At 69.5% G+C, this 16,270-nt stretch carries 16 protein-coding genes, 1 tRNA gene and 1 riboswitch; of the genes, 7 read left to right on the top strand and 10 right to left on the bottom strand.

Annotation, left to right across the window (positions count from 1 at the left end; genetic code table 11):
- Positions 1-7 precede the first annotated feature (7 nt).
- Positions 8-751: an SDR family NAD(P)-dependent oxidoreductase gene (locus A6048_RS05410; protein WP_107748129.1), complete on the top strand. Its 744-nt coding sequence runs from the start codon at positions 8-10 to the stop codon at positions 749-751.
- A 50-nt stretch (positions 752-801) separates the two neighbouring features.
- On the opposite strand, the gene A6048_RS05405 is transcribed toward A6048_RS05410, so the two are convergent.
- The 8 genes from A6048_RS05405 to A6048_RS05370 form a co-directional block, all read right to left on the bottom strand.
- Positions 802-1,992, bottom strand: a complete 1,191-nt coding sequence (locus A6048_RS05405) for a site-specific DNA-methyltransferase (RefSeq protein ID WP_107748128.1) — start codon at positions 1,990-1,992, stop codon at positions 802-804.
- The gene (locus A6048_RS05400) at positions 1,989-2,687 is read right to left on the bottom strand and encodes a DUF8185 domain-containing protein (RefSeq protein ID WP_107748127.1); all 699 of its coding nucleotides are present in this window, start codon (positions 2,685-2,687) and stop codon (positions 1,989-1,991) included. The genes A6048_RS05405 and A6048_RS05400 overlap by 4 nt, the downstream gene beginning before the upstream one ends.
- Positions 2,684-3,169, bottom strand: a complete 486-nt coding sequence (locus A6048_RS05395; protein ID WP_107748126.1) for an acyl-CoA thioesterase — start codon at positions 3,167-3,169, stop codon at positions 2,684-2,686. Before A6048_RS05395 ends, A6048_RS05400 begins: the two co-directional genes overlap by 4 nt.
- Positions 3,166-3,627: an acyl-CoA thioesterase gene (locus tag A6048_RS05390; protein ID WP_107748125.1), complete on the bottom strand. Its 462-nt coding sequence runs from the start codon at positions 3,625-3,627 to the stop codon at positions 3,166-3,168. The genes A6048_RS05395 and A6048_RS05390 overlap by 4 nt, the downstream gene beginning before the upstream one ends.
- Complete coding sequence (locus tag A6048_RS05385; protein WP_107748124.1) at positions 3,624-4,073, bottom strand: acyl-CoA thioesterase; 450 nt, start codon at positions 4,071-4,073, stop codon at positions 3,624-3,626. Before A6048_RS05385 ends, A6048_RS05390 begins: the two co-directional genes overlap by 4 nt.
- 5 nt (positions 4,074-4,078) lie before the next feature.
- Positions 4,079-5,752 (bottom strand): energy-dependent translational throttle protein EttA, encoded by a 1,674-nt coding sequence (gene ettA / locus A6048_RS05380; protein ID WP_107748123.1) that lies wholly within the window; start codon positions 5,750-5,752, stop codon positions 4,079-4,081.
- Positions 5,753-5,878: 126 nt separating this feature from the next.
- Positions 5,879-6,391 (bottom strand): single-stranded DNA-binding protein, encoded by a 513-nt coding sequence (locus tag A6048_RS05375; RefSeq protein WP_107748122.1) that lies wholly within the window; start codon positions 6,389-6,391, stop codon positions 5,879-5,881.
- 168 nt (positions 6,392-6,559) lie between these two features.
- On the bottom strand, positions 6,560-8,590 hold the full coding sequence (locus A6048_RS05370) for a bifunctional copper resistance protein CopD/cytochrome c oxidase assembly protein (RefSeq protein ID WP_107748121.1): 2,031 nt from the start codon (positions 8,588-8,590) through the stop codon (positions 6,560-6,562).
- A gap of 107 nt (positions 8,591-8,697) precedes the next feature.
- Between A6048_RS05370 and A6048_RS05365 the strand changes: the two genes are divergently transcribed.
- The 4 genes from A6048_RS05365 to A6048_RS05350 all read left to right on the top strand — a co-directional run bounded on the left by A6048_RS05365 (position 8,698) and on the right by A6048_RS05350 (position 11,897).
- Positions 8,698-8,770 (top strand) — tRNA-Arg (locus A6048_RS05365).
- 391 nt (positions 8,771-9,161) lie between these two features.
- Positions 9,162-9,259: riboswitch (TPP riboswitch) on the top strand.
- Positions 9,242-10,081 (top strand): ABC transporter ATP-binding protein, encoded by an 840-nt coding sequence (locus A6048_RS05360; RefSeq protein WP_159110337.1) that lies wholly within the window; start codon positions 9,242-9,244, stop codon positions 10,079-10,081. It overlaps the preceding riboswitch by 18 nt.
- On the top strand, positions 10,078-10,857 hold the full coding sequence (locus tag A6048_RS05355; protein ID WP_107748119.1) for an ABC transporter permease: 780 nt from the start codon (positions 10,078-10,080) through the stop codon (positions 10,855-10,857). Before A6048_RS05360 ends, A6048_RS05355 begins: the two co-directional genes overlap by 4 nt.
- Positions 10,854-11,897, top strand: a complete 1,044-nt coding sequence (locus A6048_RS05350) for an ABC transporter substrate-binding protein (RefSeq protein ID WP_107748118.1) — start codon at positions 10,854-10,856, stop codon at positions 11,895-11,897. Before A6048_RS05355 ends, A6048_RS05350 begins: the two co-directional genes overlap by 4 nt.
- Before the next feature lie 169 nt (positions 11,898-12,066).
- Here the strand turns inward: A6048_RS05350 and A6048_RS05345 are convergent, their stop codons facing one another.
- On the bottom strand, positions 12,067-13,059 hold the full coding sequence (locus A6048_RS05345; protein WP_107748435.1) for a TIGR03557 family F420-dependent LLM class oxidoreductase: 993 nt from the start codon (positions 13,057-13,059) through the stop codon (positions 12,067-12,069).
- 76 nt (positions 13,060-13,135) lie between these two features.
- Between A6048_RS05345 and A6048_RS05340 the strand changes: the two genes are divergently transcribed.
- Positions 13,136-13,810, top strand: coding sequence for an HAD family hydrolase (locus tag A6048_RS05340; protein WP_107748117.1), 675 nt, complete (start codon positions 13,136-13,138; stop codon positions 13,808-13,810).
- A gap of 9 nt (positions 13,811-13,819) precedes the next feature.
- Here A6048_RS05340 and A6048_RS05335 read toward each other — a convergent pair whose 3' ends face one another.
- On the bottom strand, positions 13,820-15,106 hold the full coding sequence (locus A6048_RS05335; RefSeq protein ID WP_200837383.1) for an MFS transporter: 1,287 nt from the start codon (positions 15,104-15,106) through the stop codon (positions 13,820-13,822).
- Positions 15,107-15,419: 313 nt separating this feature from the next.
- Here A6048_RS05335 and cmrA point away from each other — a divergent pair, with 313 nt between their 5' ends.
- Positions 15,420-16,238 (top strand): mycolate reductase, encoded by an 819-nt coding sequence (gene cmrA / locus A6048_RS05330; RefSeq protein ID WP_107748116.1) that lies wholly within the window; start codon positions 15,420-15,422, stop codon positions 16,236-16,238.
- Positions 16,239-16,270: the final 32 nt, after the last annotated feature.

Here is a 16,270-nt window from a genome sequence, read left to right as displayed (position 1 = left end):
TTAAACCATGAGGTTGACGGAGAAGACCGCACTCGTCACCGGCGGCGCCGGTGGGATCGGAAGAGGCATCGTCCGCGCGTTCGTCAAGGAGGGTGCCCGAGTACTCGTCGTGGACATCAACGACGCGGCCGGTGGTGCCCTGGTCGACGAACTGGGTGAGAGCGTCCGATACCTGGCGGCGGACATCTCGGTCGAGGACAACGCCCGCGTGATCGTCGAGAGCGCCATCGATCACTTCGGGCGCCTCGACGTCCTGGTCAACAACGCCCACGCGTCACGGCAGGCACCGCTGCTGGAGACCACCCAGGAGATGCTGGACCTGTCGTTCGACACGGGATTCTACCCCACCTTCTGGCTGATGAAGGCCGCACACCCGCACCTGGCCTCGACGGGTGGCTCGGTGATCAACTTCGCCTCCGGCGCCGGTATCGAGGGCAGCCCCACCCAGGCCTCGTACGCGGCGGCCAAGGAGGCCATCCGCGCCATCTCCCGGGTGGCCGCCAACGAATGGGCCCGGGACGGCGTCAACGTCAACGTGATCTCGCCTCTTGCTCTCACCGAGGGAGTCGAGGCGTACATCGAGGCCAACCCCGGCATCGAGAAGCACCTGCTGGCCGGGACCCCGATGCGCAGGTTCGGCGACCCCGAGGCGGACATCGGCCGCGTCGCGGTGTTCCTGGCCAGCGAGGACTCCCGCTACATGACGGGGCAGACACTCATGGTGGACGGCGGCAGCGTCAAGCTCCGGTAGCGTCAAATCCCGGCAGCGACGAGCTCCGCTGGCGTCACGCTCCGCTGACGTCACACTCCGCTGACGCGCAACCGCGGCAGGATCACGTCGCGGACCGTATCGGGGTTGCGCTCCACCACCACCCAGCGACGGCCCAGGTCGCGGGCCGCCACGGCGGTGGTGCCGGAGCCGGCGAACAGGTCCACCACCAGGTCGTCCGCCTCGGTCGCCAGCTCGACGATCCGCCGCATCAGCGCCTCCGGCTTGGGCGTGCGGAACCCGTCGACACCCGCACTGCGCAGCTCTGCGCGGGCGGTGTCGGTGGACCCGACCTCCTGGGACAGCCAGATGGACTTGAGCTTCTTGATGCGGCCCACCTCGTGCCGGTCGCGCTGATACACGTCGACCCGCGGCCCCACCCGACCCCGAACCGTCCGACAGACCAACTCGTCACTGCGCTCCCGCGCCCGATCCCGCGACCACCGCCACACGGCCGGACTGAGGTCACCGAACACGGGGAATATCTCGGTGAGCCCGGACACGGGGTCCACGGAGACCTCGCCGGTGTCCGGATCGCCGTAGAGCGGGTAGGTCATGGTGGGCGTGGTGCGCGGGTTGAACCGCTTGTTGGTGTTGCGCAGCGGCAGCAGACGGTAGTTGACGCCGTCCTCGGCGGTGTGCGGAAAATCGGAGGGGTCGACCGCGGACGCGACTCCCCCGGCCAGCCTGACCTGCGCGGGGTCCCGCGCGTAGACCATGAGCCGGTCGTGGGATCCGGCGAAGAACCTGTCGAGCTGACGCCCCTTGGGGTTGCTCTCCACGGTGAGATCGGCGATGAATGCGTCGGCGCCGAACACCTCGTCGAGCACGCAGCGGACCCGGTGGGCCTCCGCGTCGTCCAGGTGAACCCAGACCGTTCCGGTCTCCGCCAGCAGTGCGCGCGCCACCACCAGCCGGTGCTCGATGTAGCCCAGCCACTGGTCGCGCGGCATGTTGTCGTGGTACCCGTCGAAGCGGCCGCCGCGATTGTAGGGCGGGTCGAGGTACACCAGTTGCGCCGCGCCCGCGGTACCCAGGCCGAACTGGTCCAGCGAAGAACTGGCTTCCGTGATCCTCGCCCCGTCGCCACCGAGGACGACGCCGGTCACCCGCCCCTCGGCATCCGGGACCGCCGCCGCGATCTCCGGCGCCGGGCCCTGATCACCGGGGACCTCGGGCTCTCCCCTCCCGGGCCAGGAGACCGAGAATCCCGGTGACGTCATCGCGGCTCGAGAGTGAGCGCGTCGGTCCGGCGGTAGGCCGTGCCGTAGCGGGCGTCCAGGCGGAGCCATGCCCCGCGTTCGCTCACCCGGACCGGTTCACCCTCCGGGGCGCGCCCGGCCCGCTCGGGCACGAAACCACACATCACCATGGAGAACACGGTCCTCATGTCCACGCCCACGGGATTGTCGCTGTCCGCGCGCACGGTGAGCGCTTCCTGGTCCAGCAACGAGGGCGGCAGCCCGGCCGGGCCGGCGTTCTCCCGGGCCGCGCCGCGACCGGACTCGGTCAGGTCCAGCAGGACCTGCGCGGGGACGTCCTCGACCGCCTGGAACCCGTCTGCCGGCGGGAGCAGTCCCTGCCAGGAGGACGTGAGGGGCATCCCGGGGTCGAGCAGCCCGCCGGTGTCTCCGCGCGGCAGCAGGTCGAGCTCGGTGAGCAGGTGGTCCGCCCCGCACACCACGTCCCCGCCGGGGCAGCTCCCACCGACCCCGCGGACCACCAGTGCGCCGAACGGCGTCCGGGACCACACGCGCATCCTGCCATCGTCACCGCTGGTCAAGCGGACCACCGCAGCCTCATCGAGCCGCAGGAGCCGCCGCAACAGGGTGCGCAGGTCCTCGCGGTCGGCGGGGTCGGGCACCGCGATCGTGCCACCCGCGGCCGCGCCGGCTCCCCCGGCTCCGGGCAAGGTCACGCCGGAACCTCGTGGCGGAACTCCATCAGGTGCTCACGCTCGGCCCGGGTGAACCGGCGCGGCCGCTGGGTCGCGAGGTCGAACGCCGCGATGGTGGCCGTGCAGTCGACCGCCGCGGGAGCCGAGTCGGGGGTGGCGCGCCCACGGACCTCGTGGCGGGCCACGAACATGGCGGCGCCGACCTTCTCGCACCACATGCGCACCCGGATCGGGCCGTCGGCGCGCGTGATTTGGCCGCGGTACTTCACGGAGAGTTCGGTCATCACGGCGCCGGCGGTGAGCGTGACGGTGGGTGTGCCCTCCTCGAAGAGCCACGGGATACGGGCTTCCTCGATGAGCGTGATCATCCGCGCGTGATTGACGTGATGGTAGAGGTCCTGATCAGACCAGCGGACCGGCATCGCCGCGGTGAACACGCGGTGGCCCGGTTCCCCGGAGATGCCGAGGGGTCCCCCGGCCTCGTACACGAGCTGGTCGGTCACTCCGCCGGCCCCTCGTCGGTGATCGCCGCGGGCTGATGCGCGGCCTCCAGGACGTGACGCACCCCGGTGGGGATCTCGACGGCCGTAGAGGTCGAGGAGTCGTAGGCGACCATCACCACGCGCAACGTGCAGCAGACCTCGCCCGCGGCGTCGAAGATCGTCTGCCTGATCTGATACGACGTGGTCCCGACGTGTTCCACCTCGATCTCCACGTCCACCGACGTCGAGTCCCGCAGCACCGGGCGGAGGTGATCGATCTCGACCCGGCGCACGACCTGCGGCAGGTTGCCGAGTCCGAACGGACCGAACCGGCTGCGGACGAACAGTATCCGGGCCTCTTGCGCGTACTCGATGTACTTGACGTTGTTGACGTGACCGAACTGGTCGAAGTCCGCCCACCGCACCTGCAGGGTGCAGCGGAACGTCCCCCGGTCCGGGGTCTGCTCACCGGGACTCATCTGGCCTCCTCGCGCTCGCCGAGCAGCGCCGCGCGCTCCTCGGGACTGATCTCGAGTGTCGTGGTCTCGTCCGGTGCCGTCACCACCAACACGGTGTCGACGATCGCGCACGGTTCCGGGCCGGTGGAGTCCGAACCGATCGAGGTCCTCATGGTGAAGGAGGTGCGGCCCACCCGGAGGACCTCGACGTCCACCCACACGCTCGTGGCGCCGAACCCGATGACCCGGCGGAAGTCGATCTCCATCCACCGCGCCAGCGAGATCGGCACCCGCGACCCGGGGACGCCGAACTCGTCCCGGAACCACATCAGCCGGGCGTCCTGCGAGAACTCCTGGAACCGCACGTTGTTGACGTGCTGCCCCACGAAGTCGGCGATGCGCAACGGGATATGGACCCGGTGGACGGCGCCGGGGGTCTGCGTGTCGGGCGCGGCGTGCGATCCCATTCGAGTCAGTCCCTCGTCAGCTTGCGGTGGGTGACCCGGTGCGGGCGGGCGGCGTCGGGGCCGAGACGCTCGACCTTGTTCTCCTCGTAGCCCTCGAAGTTGCCCTCGAACCAGTACCACTGCCCCTCGGAGACGTTGCCCTCCCACGCGAGGATGTGGGTACAGGTCCGGTCGAGGAACCACCGGTCGTGGGAGATCACGACGGCGCAGCCCGGGAAGTCCTCGAGTGCGTTCTCGAGGCTGCCCAGTGTCTCGGTGTCGAGGTCGTTTGTCGGCTCATCCAGCAGGATCAGGTTGCCGCCGACCTTGAGGGTCAGCGCCAGGTTCAGTCGGTTGCGCTCACCGCCGGAGAGCACGCCGGCCTTCTTCTGCTGATCCGGGCCCTTGAAGCCGAAGGCGCTCACGTAGGCGCGCGACGGCATCTCGTTCTGTCCGACCTCGATGAAGTCGTTGCCCTCGGAGACGACCTCCCACACCGACTTCTCGGGATCGATGTTCGCGCGGGACTGGTCCACATAGCTCAGCTTGACGGTGTCGCCGACCCTCACGGAGCCGGCGTCCGGCTCCTCGAGTCCGACGATCGTCTTGAACAGGGTGGTCTTACCCACACCGTTGGGGCCGATCACGCCGACGATGCCGTTGCGCGGCAGGGTGAACGACAGGTCCTTGATCAGGACGCGGTCGTCGAAGCCCTTCTGCAGCTTGTCGGCCTCGACCACCACGTTGCCCAGGCGCGGCGGGGTGGGGATCTGGATCTCCTCGAAGTCCAACTTGCGGTGCTTCTCGGCCTCCGCCGCCATCTCCTCGTACTTGGCCAGTCGCGCCTTGGACTTGGACTGGCGGGCCTTGGCGCCGGAGCGGACCCACTCGAGCTCGGCCTTGAGGCGCTTCTGCAGCTTCTGGTCCTTCTTGCCCTGGACCTCCAGACGCTCGGCCTTCTTCTCCAGGTAGGTGGAGTAGTTGCCCTCGTAGGGGTGCAGCTTGCCGCGGTCGACCTCACAGATCCACTGCGCCACGTGATCGAGGAAGTAGCGGTCGTGTGTGACGGCCAGGACGGCGCCCGGGTAGGCGGCCAGGTGCTGCTCCAGCCACAGCACCGACTCGGCGTCGAGGTGGTTTGTGGGCTCGTCCAGCAGGAGCAGGTCGGGCTTGCTCAGCAGCAGCTTGCACAGCGCGACGCGTCGCATCTCGCCACCGGACAGGTGGGTGACGGGCGAGTCTCCCGGCGGGCAGCGCAGCGCGTCCATGGCCTGCTCGATCTGGGAGTCCACGTCCCAGGCGTCCACCGCGTCGAGCTGCTCCTGGAGCCTGCCCATCTCCTCCATGAGCTCGTCGGTGTAGTCGGTGGCCATCTCCTCGGCCACCGCGTTGTACCGGCGGATCTGCACCATGGTCTCGCCGAGGCCGTCCTCGACGTTCTCCTTGACCGTCTTGGTCTCGTCGAGCACGGGCTCCTGCATAAGGATGCCGACGCTGGCCTCGGGGTCGAGGAACGCCTCGCCGTTGGAGGGCTGGTCCAGACCGGCCATGATCTTGAGGATCGAGGACTTACCTGCGCCGTTGGGCCCCACGACGCCGATCTTCGCACCGGGATAGAAGGACATCGTCACGTCGTCGAGGATCACCTTGTCCCCGTGCGCCTTGCGAACCTTCTTCATCGTGTAAATAAACTCGGCCACTTCTGCCCTCTCACCTGCGCAAATAGTTCACATCGCCGCGGCCGGGCCGCGGGCACGACCCCCATGTTACGTGCCCGCCCGCGGCCCCGGTGTGCCCGGCGGAGGGCTACCCGCGGCCCCGCCGACTCAGACCCGGACCGCCTCCGCGAACCCGCTGACGGCGGACTCCTCCGCCGGCGCATCGTCCGCGTCCCGGGAGCCGATCTCCATGGCGTCCTCGGCATCTCCCGACTCCAGCGGCCGCCCCGCCCCCTCCCCGTCGGACGCGGTGGCCGACCCCTCCGCCTGCGCCCTGCGCATGGTCACGTCCATCCGCGACAGGTCCGGGCCCAGGGCGGTGACCCGCATCTCCAGGTCGCGCTGGAGCCTGCCGTCCTTCTCGTACTCGTTGGTCAGCAACCGACCCTGGACGATCACGCCGTCGCCCTTGACCAGCCTCCCGGACGCCCGCTGCGCCAGCCTTCCCCAGCAGTTGGCCGAGAAGTACAGGGTGCCGCCGGTCTTCCACTCCCCGGTGTCGCGGTCCTGGTACCGGGTGTTGCTGGCCACCCGGAAGGAGAACACCGAGTCCTCCCCGACCCGGCGGGTGGTGGGGTCGGTGATCACGGTTCCGCGGACGGTGGTGTGGGTCTCGTTCATGGTCTCGCTCCTGTCACACTCGGACCGACCGTGCGTCGGCCTCGTGCCCCAGAGCGTGCCCCACCTCGTCGTCGTCGTATCCCGGTCGCACCGCTCGCGGTGGCCACCCTGTGGAGGGGCCAGAGGGGTGTGGAGCGAGGGATCCGACGACGACGAGGTCGGCGCCTCTCAACCCCGGCGGTCGGAGCGTGACATCTCGCCGAGCATCTCGTTGTAGGCCTTGAGCTCGGCGTCGTCGTCGCGATCGGCCTGCCGCTCCCCGCGCCGCGCGTCACGCATGTCGCTCTGGTACCACTGCCACGCCAGGGCCAACATGACGATGAACAGCGGGATCTCCCCCGCCGCCCATGCCACGCCGCCACCGACCTGCTGGCTCTGCAGGAGGTCCGGGATCCACGGCAGTCCGATCCCGCCGTACCAGTTCTCGGCGAGCACGGTCTTGTAGTTCATGAGCATGATGCCGAAGAAGGCGTGAAACGGCAGCGAGCTGAGCAGCACCATGAGCTTGTAGAGCGGCGAGAACTGACGCGGCGCCGCGTCGACCCCGATGATCACCCAGTAGAACAGGTAGCCGCTGATGAGGAAGTGGACGTTCATGAACATGTGGCCCAGGTGCTCGGAGGCCAGCGCCTCGTAGAACCCGCCGAAGTAGATGATGTAGAAACCGGCCACGAACTGCACCGACGCCACGATCGGGTGGGTGAGGAAACGCGAGAGGGGGTTGTTGATGAACTCGACGATCCACTCACGCGGTCCCGGCGGGTTCCCGCGCCCCGCCGCCGGGAGCGCACGCAACGCGAGCGTCAGCGGCCCGCCGAGCGCGAGCAGCACCGGCACGAGCATAGAGATGAGCATGTGCCCGACCATGTGGCTGGCGAAGTCGGCCATCATGTACATCCCCATGCCGGAGCTGGTGGTGAGGAACAGCAGCACGCAGCCGAACGCCCAGGCCACGGTCCGGCCCACCGGCCACGAGTCGCCGCGGCGGTGCAGGGTGACCAGGCCCCACACGTACAGGCTCAGCAGGACGACCGCGGCCAGGCCCAGCACCAGGTCGAAGCGCCACAACCCCAGCACCGTGCCGAACGAGAACGGACCGGGGAGTTCGAAGCCCAGCAGGGCCTCCTGTCGGGTGGGGACGTAGAGCGGCGCCGGCGGCGGGGTGCGGCCGAGCGAGACCGAGAGCCCGATCGTGCCCGCCATCACCACGGCCTCGACCAGCCCGATCCGCAGCAGGGTCCCGCGGTCGACGGGGGCGTTGGCCGACTTCGACTCGATCTTGGCGATGATCCGGCGGCGCATCGCCAGTCCGAACACCGCGAGCAGGCCCAGCAGCAGCGCCTTGGCCAGCACCAGTAACCCGTAGGTCGAGGAGAACAGGTCGGCGGGGTGCAGACGCACGAGCGCGTTGATGATCCCGGAGAACCCGAGCGCGATGATCGCGATGGTGGCCACCACCGAATAGCGGCGCAGCGCCAGTGCCACGCGGGAACCACCGCGCATGGTGTGCGCCAGCACCGCGACCAGCCCGCCCACGTAGAACGCCGCGGCGAACAGGTGGATGATCAGCGAGTTGGTGGCGATGTCGTGGGCCGTGCTCCCGGAGGCGTGGCCCGTAGCCGCAACCGGCAGGAGCGAGAGAACCGACACGCCCAGCCAGATCACCGACCAGCGCCAGCTCAGGGTGAGCCGCTGCCCGATCCCCGCCACCAGCGCGATCACCGCCGCCCACCGCCACGACGAGGCCACGTCGATCTGGTTGATGGCGACGATCCACTGGTCCGGCGGCAGCGACTCCCAGAAGGTGCGCCCGGAGACGTCCGACAGGGTCAGCGGGATGAGCAGCGCCGCGGCCACCGCCCAGGCGATGTTGGCCCACGAGGAGATCCGCTGCGAGCGGTATCCATCCACGTCGAGGGTCTTGTCCTTCTGGGGCGGGGTGAAGAACGCAGCGAACAGGGCCGTTCCCACCGCCACCGCCGCGAGCAGTTCGCCCATCGCGCGAACCGCCGGGAGCCCGGCCGTGGTGAGAACGCCCGGGTCCGGGACGCCCACCAGCGCGAGCGCCACCTCGGTGGACATGCCCGAGAGCGGGATCACCACCGCGGCGGCCACCACCGCGAGAAGGATCACGACGGGCACCACGCTGCGGGTCCTGAGCGGTCCGGCGGTGGCGGGTGCCGACTTCGACGACGTCATGACCTCTATCGTAGGAACTCCAGTGCCCCCTGGCCGATTCGCGGCTGCTCCGCACACCCCCGGATCGGCTACCATTCTCCCGGCGACGCCGGATGCGCGCGTCGCAGGCCTCCGTAGCTCAGTGGATAGAGCATCCGGTTTCTACCCGGCTGGTCAGGGGTTCGAATCCTCTCGGGGGCGCCCAGCTCAGAGCGTGTGTCCGGCACCGAGATCGGCACTCGGCCGGTCGCCGTGCCCAGCTTCGTGCGAATCGACACCGGGCCACCGCCCGCCGCGTGGTCACTCCTGCCGCCGCGTGGTCACTCCTGATCACGTTCTCCCAGGTGGGGTTGCCCGAAAACCGTCAGATATGGCTACTCGCCGAGTGGCGAATGCGGCCCCTCGCCGAGTGGGCACAACGTTCGCGGCCATTGCCGCCGGCGAGGTGAGCGAGCGGCCGGGTCCCTGCCGGCCACCGACCACCTGTTGCGGGCGATTGCACCCGACCGTCGCTACCAGCAATGGAGTCGCGTCGAATCCCGATGCGTGCCGATGGTACGTTCGGAATTCGAGCTGATTCGCAAAGGTCAGCATCGATGACACGGGGTGCCCCTACCGAACGGGGCTGAGATCACACCCGCTGAACCTGAACTCGTTCACACGAGCGGAGGGATGTCAGATGCGCTGGCGTGCGCTTTCGTGAGTCATCCAGGAACTACGGCGGTGGCGCTCGACGATCTGGGACACACCTATCCGGGCGCGCTCCGCCCGGTTCTCGCGGACCTCACCCTGTCCGTCCCGGTGGGCGAGCACGTCGCCGTTGTGGGGCGCAGCGGATGTGGCAAGTCGACCCTCCTGTCGCTGATCGCCGGTCTCGTCGAACCGACAACCGGAAGCGCCCGAGTCCTCGACGAAGCCCGGCCCGCACGGCGCCTGGAGTCCTGTGCGTTGATGCCCCAGGGCGACAGCCTCTTGCCCTGGCTGACCCTGCTCGACAACGTCGCGATCAGTCTCCGCAACCAACGGGTGAGCCGTCGCGCGGCCCGCGCCGAGGCCCAGCGCATGCTGGACCGCCTGGGGCTGGGTATCTGGGCCGATGCCCGTCCCGCAGCTCTCAGCGCAGGCATGCGCCAGCGCGCGGCGCTCGCGCGAGCTCTGCTGGCGCGCAAACCCGTGTTGCTGGCCGACGAGCCGCTCGGCGCGCTCGACGCGATCACCCGTGCCGAGGTCCAGCAGTGGCTGCGCCAGTCCATCACCGGCACCTCGGCCACCCTCGTCATGGTCACGCACGACGTCGATGAGGCGCTGCTCCTCGCCGAACGCGTGGTCCTGCTCGCACGACAGGAGCTCGACGCCCCGGCGCGTGTGGTCTCCACCTGGCCGGGATGGTTCGGTGACGACCGCCCCCGCGAGGTCCTCCTCGGCGACGAGGCGTTCGCCACGGCCCGCCGGGAAGTGCTCCAGGCCCTGGCCCGGGAATCGCACCTGGCCGAAGGCGGAACCGCCCGATGACCGTGCGATTCCTCCGTTCCGCCGCTCCCGCCTGCGTCACGATCCTGCTGGTGCTCGCCGCGTGGTTCATCGTCACCGCTCTCGAGCTCGTGCCGGACTACGTCATCCCCGCCCCACTCGCCGTGCTCAACTCGCTCGTGTCCACCTGGCCCGACAGGCTCGGTTCAGCCACGCTGCTCACCGCCACCGAGACCATCATCGGAGTGATCCTCGGAGTGGTCGTCGCGGTGGCGGTGGTGGTCGTCAGCGCGTTCGTGCCCACCATCGGGCAGGCCATGACCCCCCTGCTGGTCGCCTCCCAGGCCATCCCGGTCATCGTGATCGGCCCACTGCTGACGATCTCCCTCGGCTATGGCATGGCACCGAAGGTCATCGTGGTGGCCCTGTTGTGCTTCTTCCCGGTGGCGCTCAACCTTCTCTCCGGTGTCCGCACGGTCGACGCCCGGCTGATCGACACGCTGCGGAGCCTGCACGCCACCCGGTGGTCGCTCTTCTGGCGGGTGCGTCTGCCCTTCGCCGCCCCGCGCGGTTTCGCCGGACTGCGCGTCGCGGTCACCTTCGCCCCGGTCGCCGCGGTCTTCGCCGAGTACACGGGCTCGACCAACGGCCTGGGCTACCTCATGCTCCAGGCGATCCCCCGGCTCCAGACCGATTTCGTCTTTGCCCAGGTGGTCGTGCTGACGATCATGTCCAGCGTCCTGCTGGCCGGTGTGACCATCCTCGAACGCCTCATCTGCCCTTGGAACACTCCCACCGGGGAAAGGAACCCATCATGACGGACACACGACCCAGGACGATCCGACGCCAGGCCCTCCCGCGACCCGGGGTCCGCATGCTCGCGATCGCGATCGCTGCCGCGGTGGCTCTGACCGGATGTCAGGCGCCTGCGAACGACTCCGAGCCAGACGAGACCGGCGAGGCACCGGTCAGCGTCCTTCTCGACTGGAGCCCCAATCCCGATCATGTGGCGCTGTACACCGCGCAGCACACCGGCGCCTACAGCGACGCCGGTGTGGACGTCACGTTCATGACGCCCGCCAACACGGCCGACGCCGCGCGGGAGGTGTCCCTGGGGCGCGCCGACCTGGCCATCTCCTATGAGCCCGACACTCTCATCGCCGCGGAGCAGGGTCTCGACGTGGTCTCGGTCGCCGCTCTGATTCCGACGTCGCTGACCTCCCTCATCGCCAGGACGGAGTCCGGGATCACCACCGCAGCCGACCTCGAGGGCAAGACCGTGGGGTTGTCGGGTCTGGCCTCGCAGCAGCCGACCCTCGACTTCATCGCCCGGGAGGCCGGGATCGATCCGGACTCGATTTCCGCCCCCAACGTGCAGCAGAGCCTCAACCAGGCGCTCCTGACCGACCAGGTGGACGCGATCTTCGGAGCCTTCCGCAACATCGAGGGGGTCGAGCTCACCGCTCAGGGCGACTTCGTGGTGATGCCGGCCACGGAACTCGGGGTCCCGGACTACGCGGAACTGGTGATCATCGCCAACCCGAGCCGCCTGGCCGACGACGCCGATTACGCCGAGCGCGTGCGATCCTTCCTCGCCGGGACCGCGTCCGGTCAGGCCACGGCTCTGGACGATCGCCGGGCCGCCATCGATTCCCTCATCCCCGAGACCGAGGGCTCCTACGACCCGGACGTGCTGGAGCTGATGATCGACGCCACCCTCGCGTTGCTGCCCGAGGACGGTTTCGGGCAGCAGTCGGCCGAGGACTGGGCGGCGTACGGGACGTGGATGTATGAGAACGGGCTGCTGGAGACAGAGGTCGACGGCTCCGCTGCCACGACCAACGACTACCTCCCCTGAGCCGGCAACTAGAACCACACCCCTCGGGAGGTCGCGGGAGAGGTCCGGCCGCCCCGCCCGTCATCGCGAGTCCCGCCCCTCATCGCGAAGAGTGTTTCGCGCACATCGGTCGAGTGAAAATGCGCGAAACGCTCTTCTCGATGGCCCCGGCGGCGGGAATCGCGCCGCCTCAGCTCGGGGCGGCCTCCCGCAGCCGCGCGAGCAGCGGCTCGGCGGCCTCCTCGAGGAACCGGTCCAGGGTCGAGTCGCCGATCTGGATCAATGCCACGTCGGTGTACCCGGCCTCCCAGAAAGGCCGGACCTTCTCGACGATCGCGTCCAGGTCGGGCCCGCACGCCAGCTGCTCGGCCACGTCCTCGGGCCGCACGAACTTGGTGGCGGCGGCGAACCCGGCGGTGGTGGGCAGGTCGGCGTTGGCGGCCCAGCCGCCGGCGAACCAGCGGAACTGGTCGTGCGCGCGCTCGACGGCCGCCTTCTCCGAGTCGGGGTCCCAGCTGATGGGGATCTGGGCGATCGCGCGGGCCCCGTCACCGATCTTCTTCTGCCCCTCGAGCGCGTTCCACCCCTCGATGTGGGCGGGTTCCGGCTCGGTGGCGATGAGGTGGTCGGCGAGCGGTCCGAGCCGGGCCACGGCCTTCTCCCCGCCGGCGGCCACGCCGATCGGCACCCGCTTCTCGGGCAGGTCCCACAGGCGGGCCGAGTCCACGCGGAAATGCTCACCGGAATAGGTCACCAGTCCGCCGTCGAACAGCTCGCCGATGATCTCCAGCGCCTCCACCGTCATCTCGTGGCGCTCGTCGATCGAGGGCCACCGCTGCCCCACCACGTGCTCGTTGAGGTTCTCCCCCGCGCCGATGCCCAGCATGAACCGGCCGTCGGACATGATCTGCACGGTCGCGGCCTTCTGCGCCACCACCGCGGGGTGGTAGCGCAGGATCGGGCAGGTCACGTACGTGCACAGGTCCACCCGCTCGGTCACATGCGCCACTGCGCCCAGGACGCTCCACACGTACGGCGCGTGTCCCTGCGAGGACAGCCAGGGGAAGTAGTGGTCCGAGGCCACCTCGAAGTCGAATCCCGCCTGCTCGGCCTTGGCCGCGTAGCGCACGAGTTCCTTGGGGCCGGACTGTTCGGTCATGAGGGTGTATCCGAAACGTGTCATGGATTTGAGGGTGCGCCGGGCACGGCCCTGTCGCCACCGGTTGCCACCCGCACGGGGGCCGGGCACGGTCGGACGCATGACCTCTCCCCGCGCCCTGCTGCTCGACGTCGACGGCACCCTGGTCGACTCCACCTACGTCCACGTCTGGACCTGGCACCGCGCCCTGGCCGAGGTGGGCGCGCCGGTTCCCTTCGTGGAGGTGCACCACCGGATCGGCAAGGACGGATCCACGTTGGTGGGCGAGCTCCTGGACATCGCGGGAGTCGACGACGACGAGGACCGCGATCGCGTGGCGAGCCGGGCCAAAGATCTGCATTCGGAGTATTACGCCGAGGCCGGGGACTCGCTCCGTCTCCTGCCGGGTGCCCGCGAACTCGTGCGCGGCGCCAAGGAGCAGGGGTGGGTCACGGTGCTCGCCACCTCGGCTCCGCCGTCGGAGTTCGCCGAGGCGCGCGGACTCCTCGACGTGGACGACGCCGTGGACGCCATGACCACCGGCGAGGACGTCGACACCGCCAAGCCCGACCCCACCATCGTCGCGATAGCCCTCGAGCGCTCCGGGGTGGACGCCGCGAGCGCGGTCATGGTGGGAGACGCCACCTGGGACGCGATCGCCGCCACGCTCGGCATCCGCTCGGTGGCCGTGCGCACGGGCGGTATCGGGGACGCCGAGCTCCGAGAGGCCGGGTTCTCCGAGATCGTCGACGACGCCGCCGGAGTCCTGGACCTCCTGACGTCCGGCACGCTCTGACCCAGCGGTTCAGTCGCGCACCCAGACGCCGGAGGCCTCGGCGCGGGTCGGGGTCCGCACGGGCAGCAGCAGGAGCACGCCCACGAGCAGGACGAGAGCGATCCCGGCGATGCCCGCGCGGTCGGTGCCGAAACCCCACGTGAACAGCCCGAACAACGCCGGCGCGAGGAACGAGACCGCACGTCCCGTGGTGGCGTAGAGGCCGAACATCTGGCCGTCGCTGCCCGGCGGGGCCAACCGCGCCAGGAACGACCGCGACGCCGACTGCGCCGGGCCCACGAACAGGCACATGAGCAGCCCGAAGACCCAGAACATGGCGGTGCCGTCGACGAACAGCAGGACGGTCATGGTGCCGAGCATCGCCGTGAGCGAGCCGATGATCACCGCCTTGGGCCCCACCCGGTCGTCCACGACTCCCGCCACGGCCGCGCCCAGGGCCGCCACCACGTTGGCCGCCACCCCGAACAGCAGCACGTCACCCGGTGCGAGTCCGTACACCGTGACCGCCAGGATCGCCCCGAAGGTGAACACCCCCGCCAGCCCGTCGCGGAAGATCGCACTGGCCAGCAGAAATTTGACGGTCCGCGGGTCCCGGCGCCACAGGGCCTTGAGGTCCCGCCAGAGGATGCGGTAGGACTCGAGGAAGCCCGCCTCGTCGTCGTCGCCCTTCTTCCCCCGGGGCCGGTTCTCCGGCACGGACCTCAGCACTGGCAGCGCGAACAGGGCGAACCACACCGCGGCCACCAGGCACACCAGCCGCACGTTGAAGCCTCCGTCGGTGGAGATCCCCAGCATCCCCCGCTCGTCGCCGTCCCCGGAGATGAAGCCTAGGAACGCGGTGAGCAGCAGGAAGATCCCGCCGAAGTAGCCCATCGCCCACCCGAAGCCGGAGACCCGCCCCACGGTGGCCGGGGTGGAGACCTGCCGCAGCATCGCGAAGTACGAGACCTCGGCGAACTCGAACGTGATGGACCCCAGCGCGAGCAGCAGTAGTCCGACGAAGAACCACGGGTAGGGGGCGTCCGAGTCGACAAGGAACATCAGGGCGGTCAGCGCCACCGTGAGGTAGGTCCAGATCGCCAGCGACCGCCGACGGCGCCCACCTCGGTCCGCGCGCTGGCCCATCACCGGCGCGGTCAGCGCGATCACCAGCCCGGCCAGCGCGATCGAGATCGACAGCCAGGTGGCGGCCGAAAACGGACCATCGAGATCAGACCCCACCGAGTCGGTGAGATAGACGGAGAAGACGAAGGTGACGATCACCGCGTTGAACGCCGCCGAACCCCAGTCCCACATCGCCCAGGAGAAGACCTGGCCGCGGGAGGCGGGACGGGGATCGGGCGACGATGACGACGACGAGATAGCGGTCTCTGGAGGGGGCGGTGTCCCGGTGCTGCTCACGCCCTAGAACCTAATGCCTGGTGGCTCGCCGGAGGTCCCGAGATGAAGCTGATCCACCGGACCTACCTGGCCGGTGCCCTTGATGCGCCCGGGCGCGGGGACACACTGTCGCCGGGGGTCGCGCTCGTCGTCGTCACCGACTCCCCCGTTCACCACCCTCGCCGGTACGCTCACCCTCGGCCCTGACCACCTGACCCGAGGACGCATGATGCCGCTTCCCCTGCCCACCGCGACGAATCGTGCTGTCGTCACCGGCGCCTCCTCCGGGATCGGCATGGCGCTGGCCGCCGAGTTGGCCCGCCGCGGTCACTCGCTGATCGTGGTGGCACGGCGCGGCGAGGTGCTGCAGGAGCTCAAGGAGCGGCTGGAGAGCCAGTTCCGGGTGACAGTCGAGGTCCGGGCCTGCGATCTGTCCGATCCGGAGAAGCGGGCGCCGCTGCTGGAGGAGCTGGCGGGCCGTGAGATCTCGATCCTGTGCAACAACGCCGGGATCGCGACGTTCGGCCCGGTCGCCGCGCTCGATCCCCACTACGAGAAGAGCCAGGTGCAGGTCAACGCCGTGGCGTGCCACGACCTCGTGCTGGCCGTACTGCCCGGGATGGTCTCCCGGCGCACGGGTGCGATCCTCAACGTCGGCTCGGCGGCCGGCAACATGCCGATCCCCAACAACGCCACCTACGCCGCCACCAAGGCGTTCCTCAACACCTTCTCCGAGTCGCTGCGAGGCGAGCTCAAGGACTCCGGGGTCAACGTGACGCTGCTCGCGCCCGGCCCGGTGCGCATCGAGGAGATCGTCGAGGAGGACAAGACCTTCGTCGACCGCCTGGTCCCCGACCGCTTCTGGGTGGACACCACGTACACCGCCCGGGTCTCGCTGGACGCGCTGGCGCGCAACAAGATGCGCGTGGTCCCGGGGCCGCTGGGCCAGGCCATGTCCGTGGCGGGCAACTACACCCCGCGCAGGGTCATGGCCCCGATTGTGGGGCGGTTCTACGCCAAGCTCGGCGAGGGGCAGGCAGAGGGCTGATCCGCCGGGTTCGGTCAGGCGGGTGATATCCG

This window comes from Dietzia psychralcaliphila, from assembly GCF_003096095.1.
Taxonomy (GTDB): Bacteria; Actinomycetota; Actinomycetes; order Mycobacteriales; family Mycobacteriaceae; genus Dietzia; species Dietzia psychralcaliphila.
The sequence above is the reverse complement of the archived record's forward strand: the minus strand, read 5'-3'. Positions and strand labels throughout refer to the sequence as shown.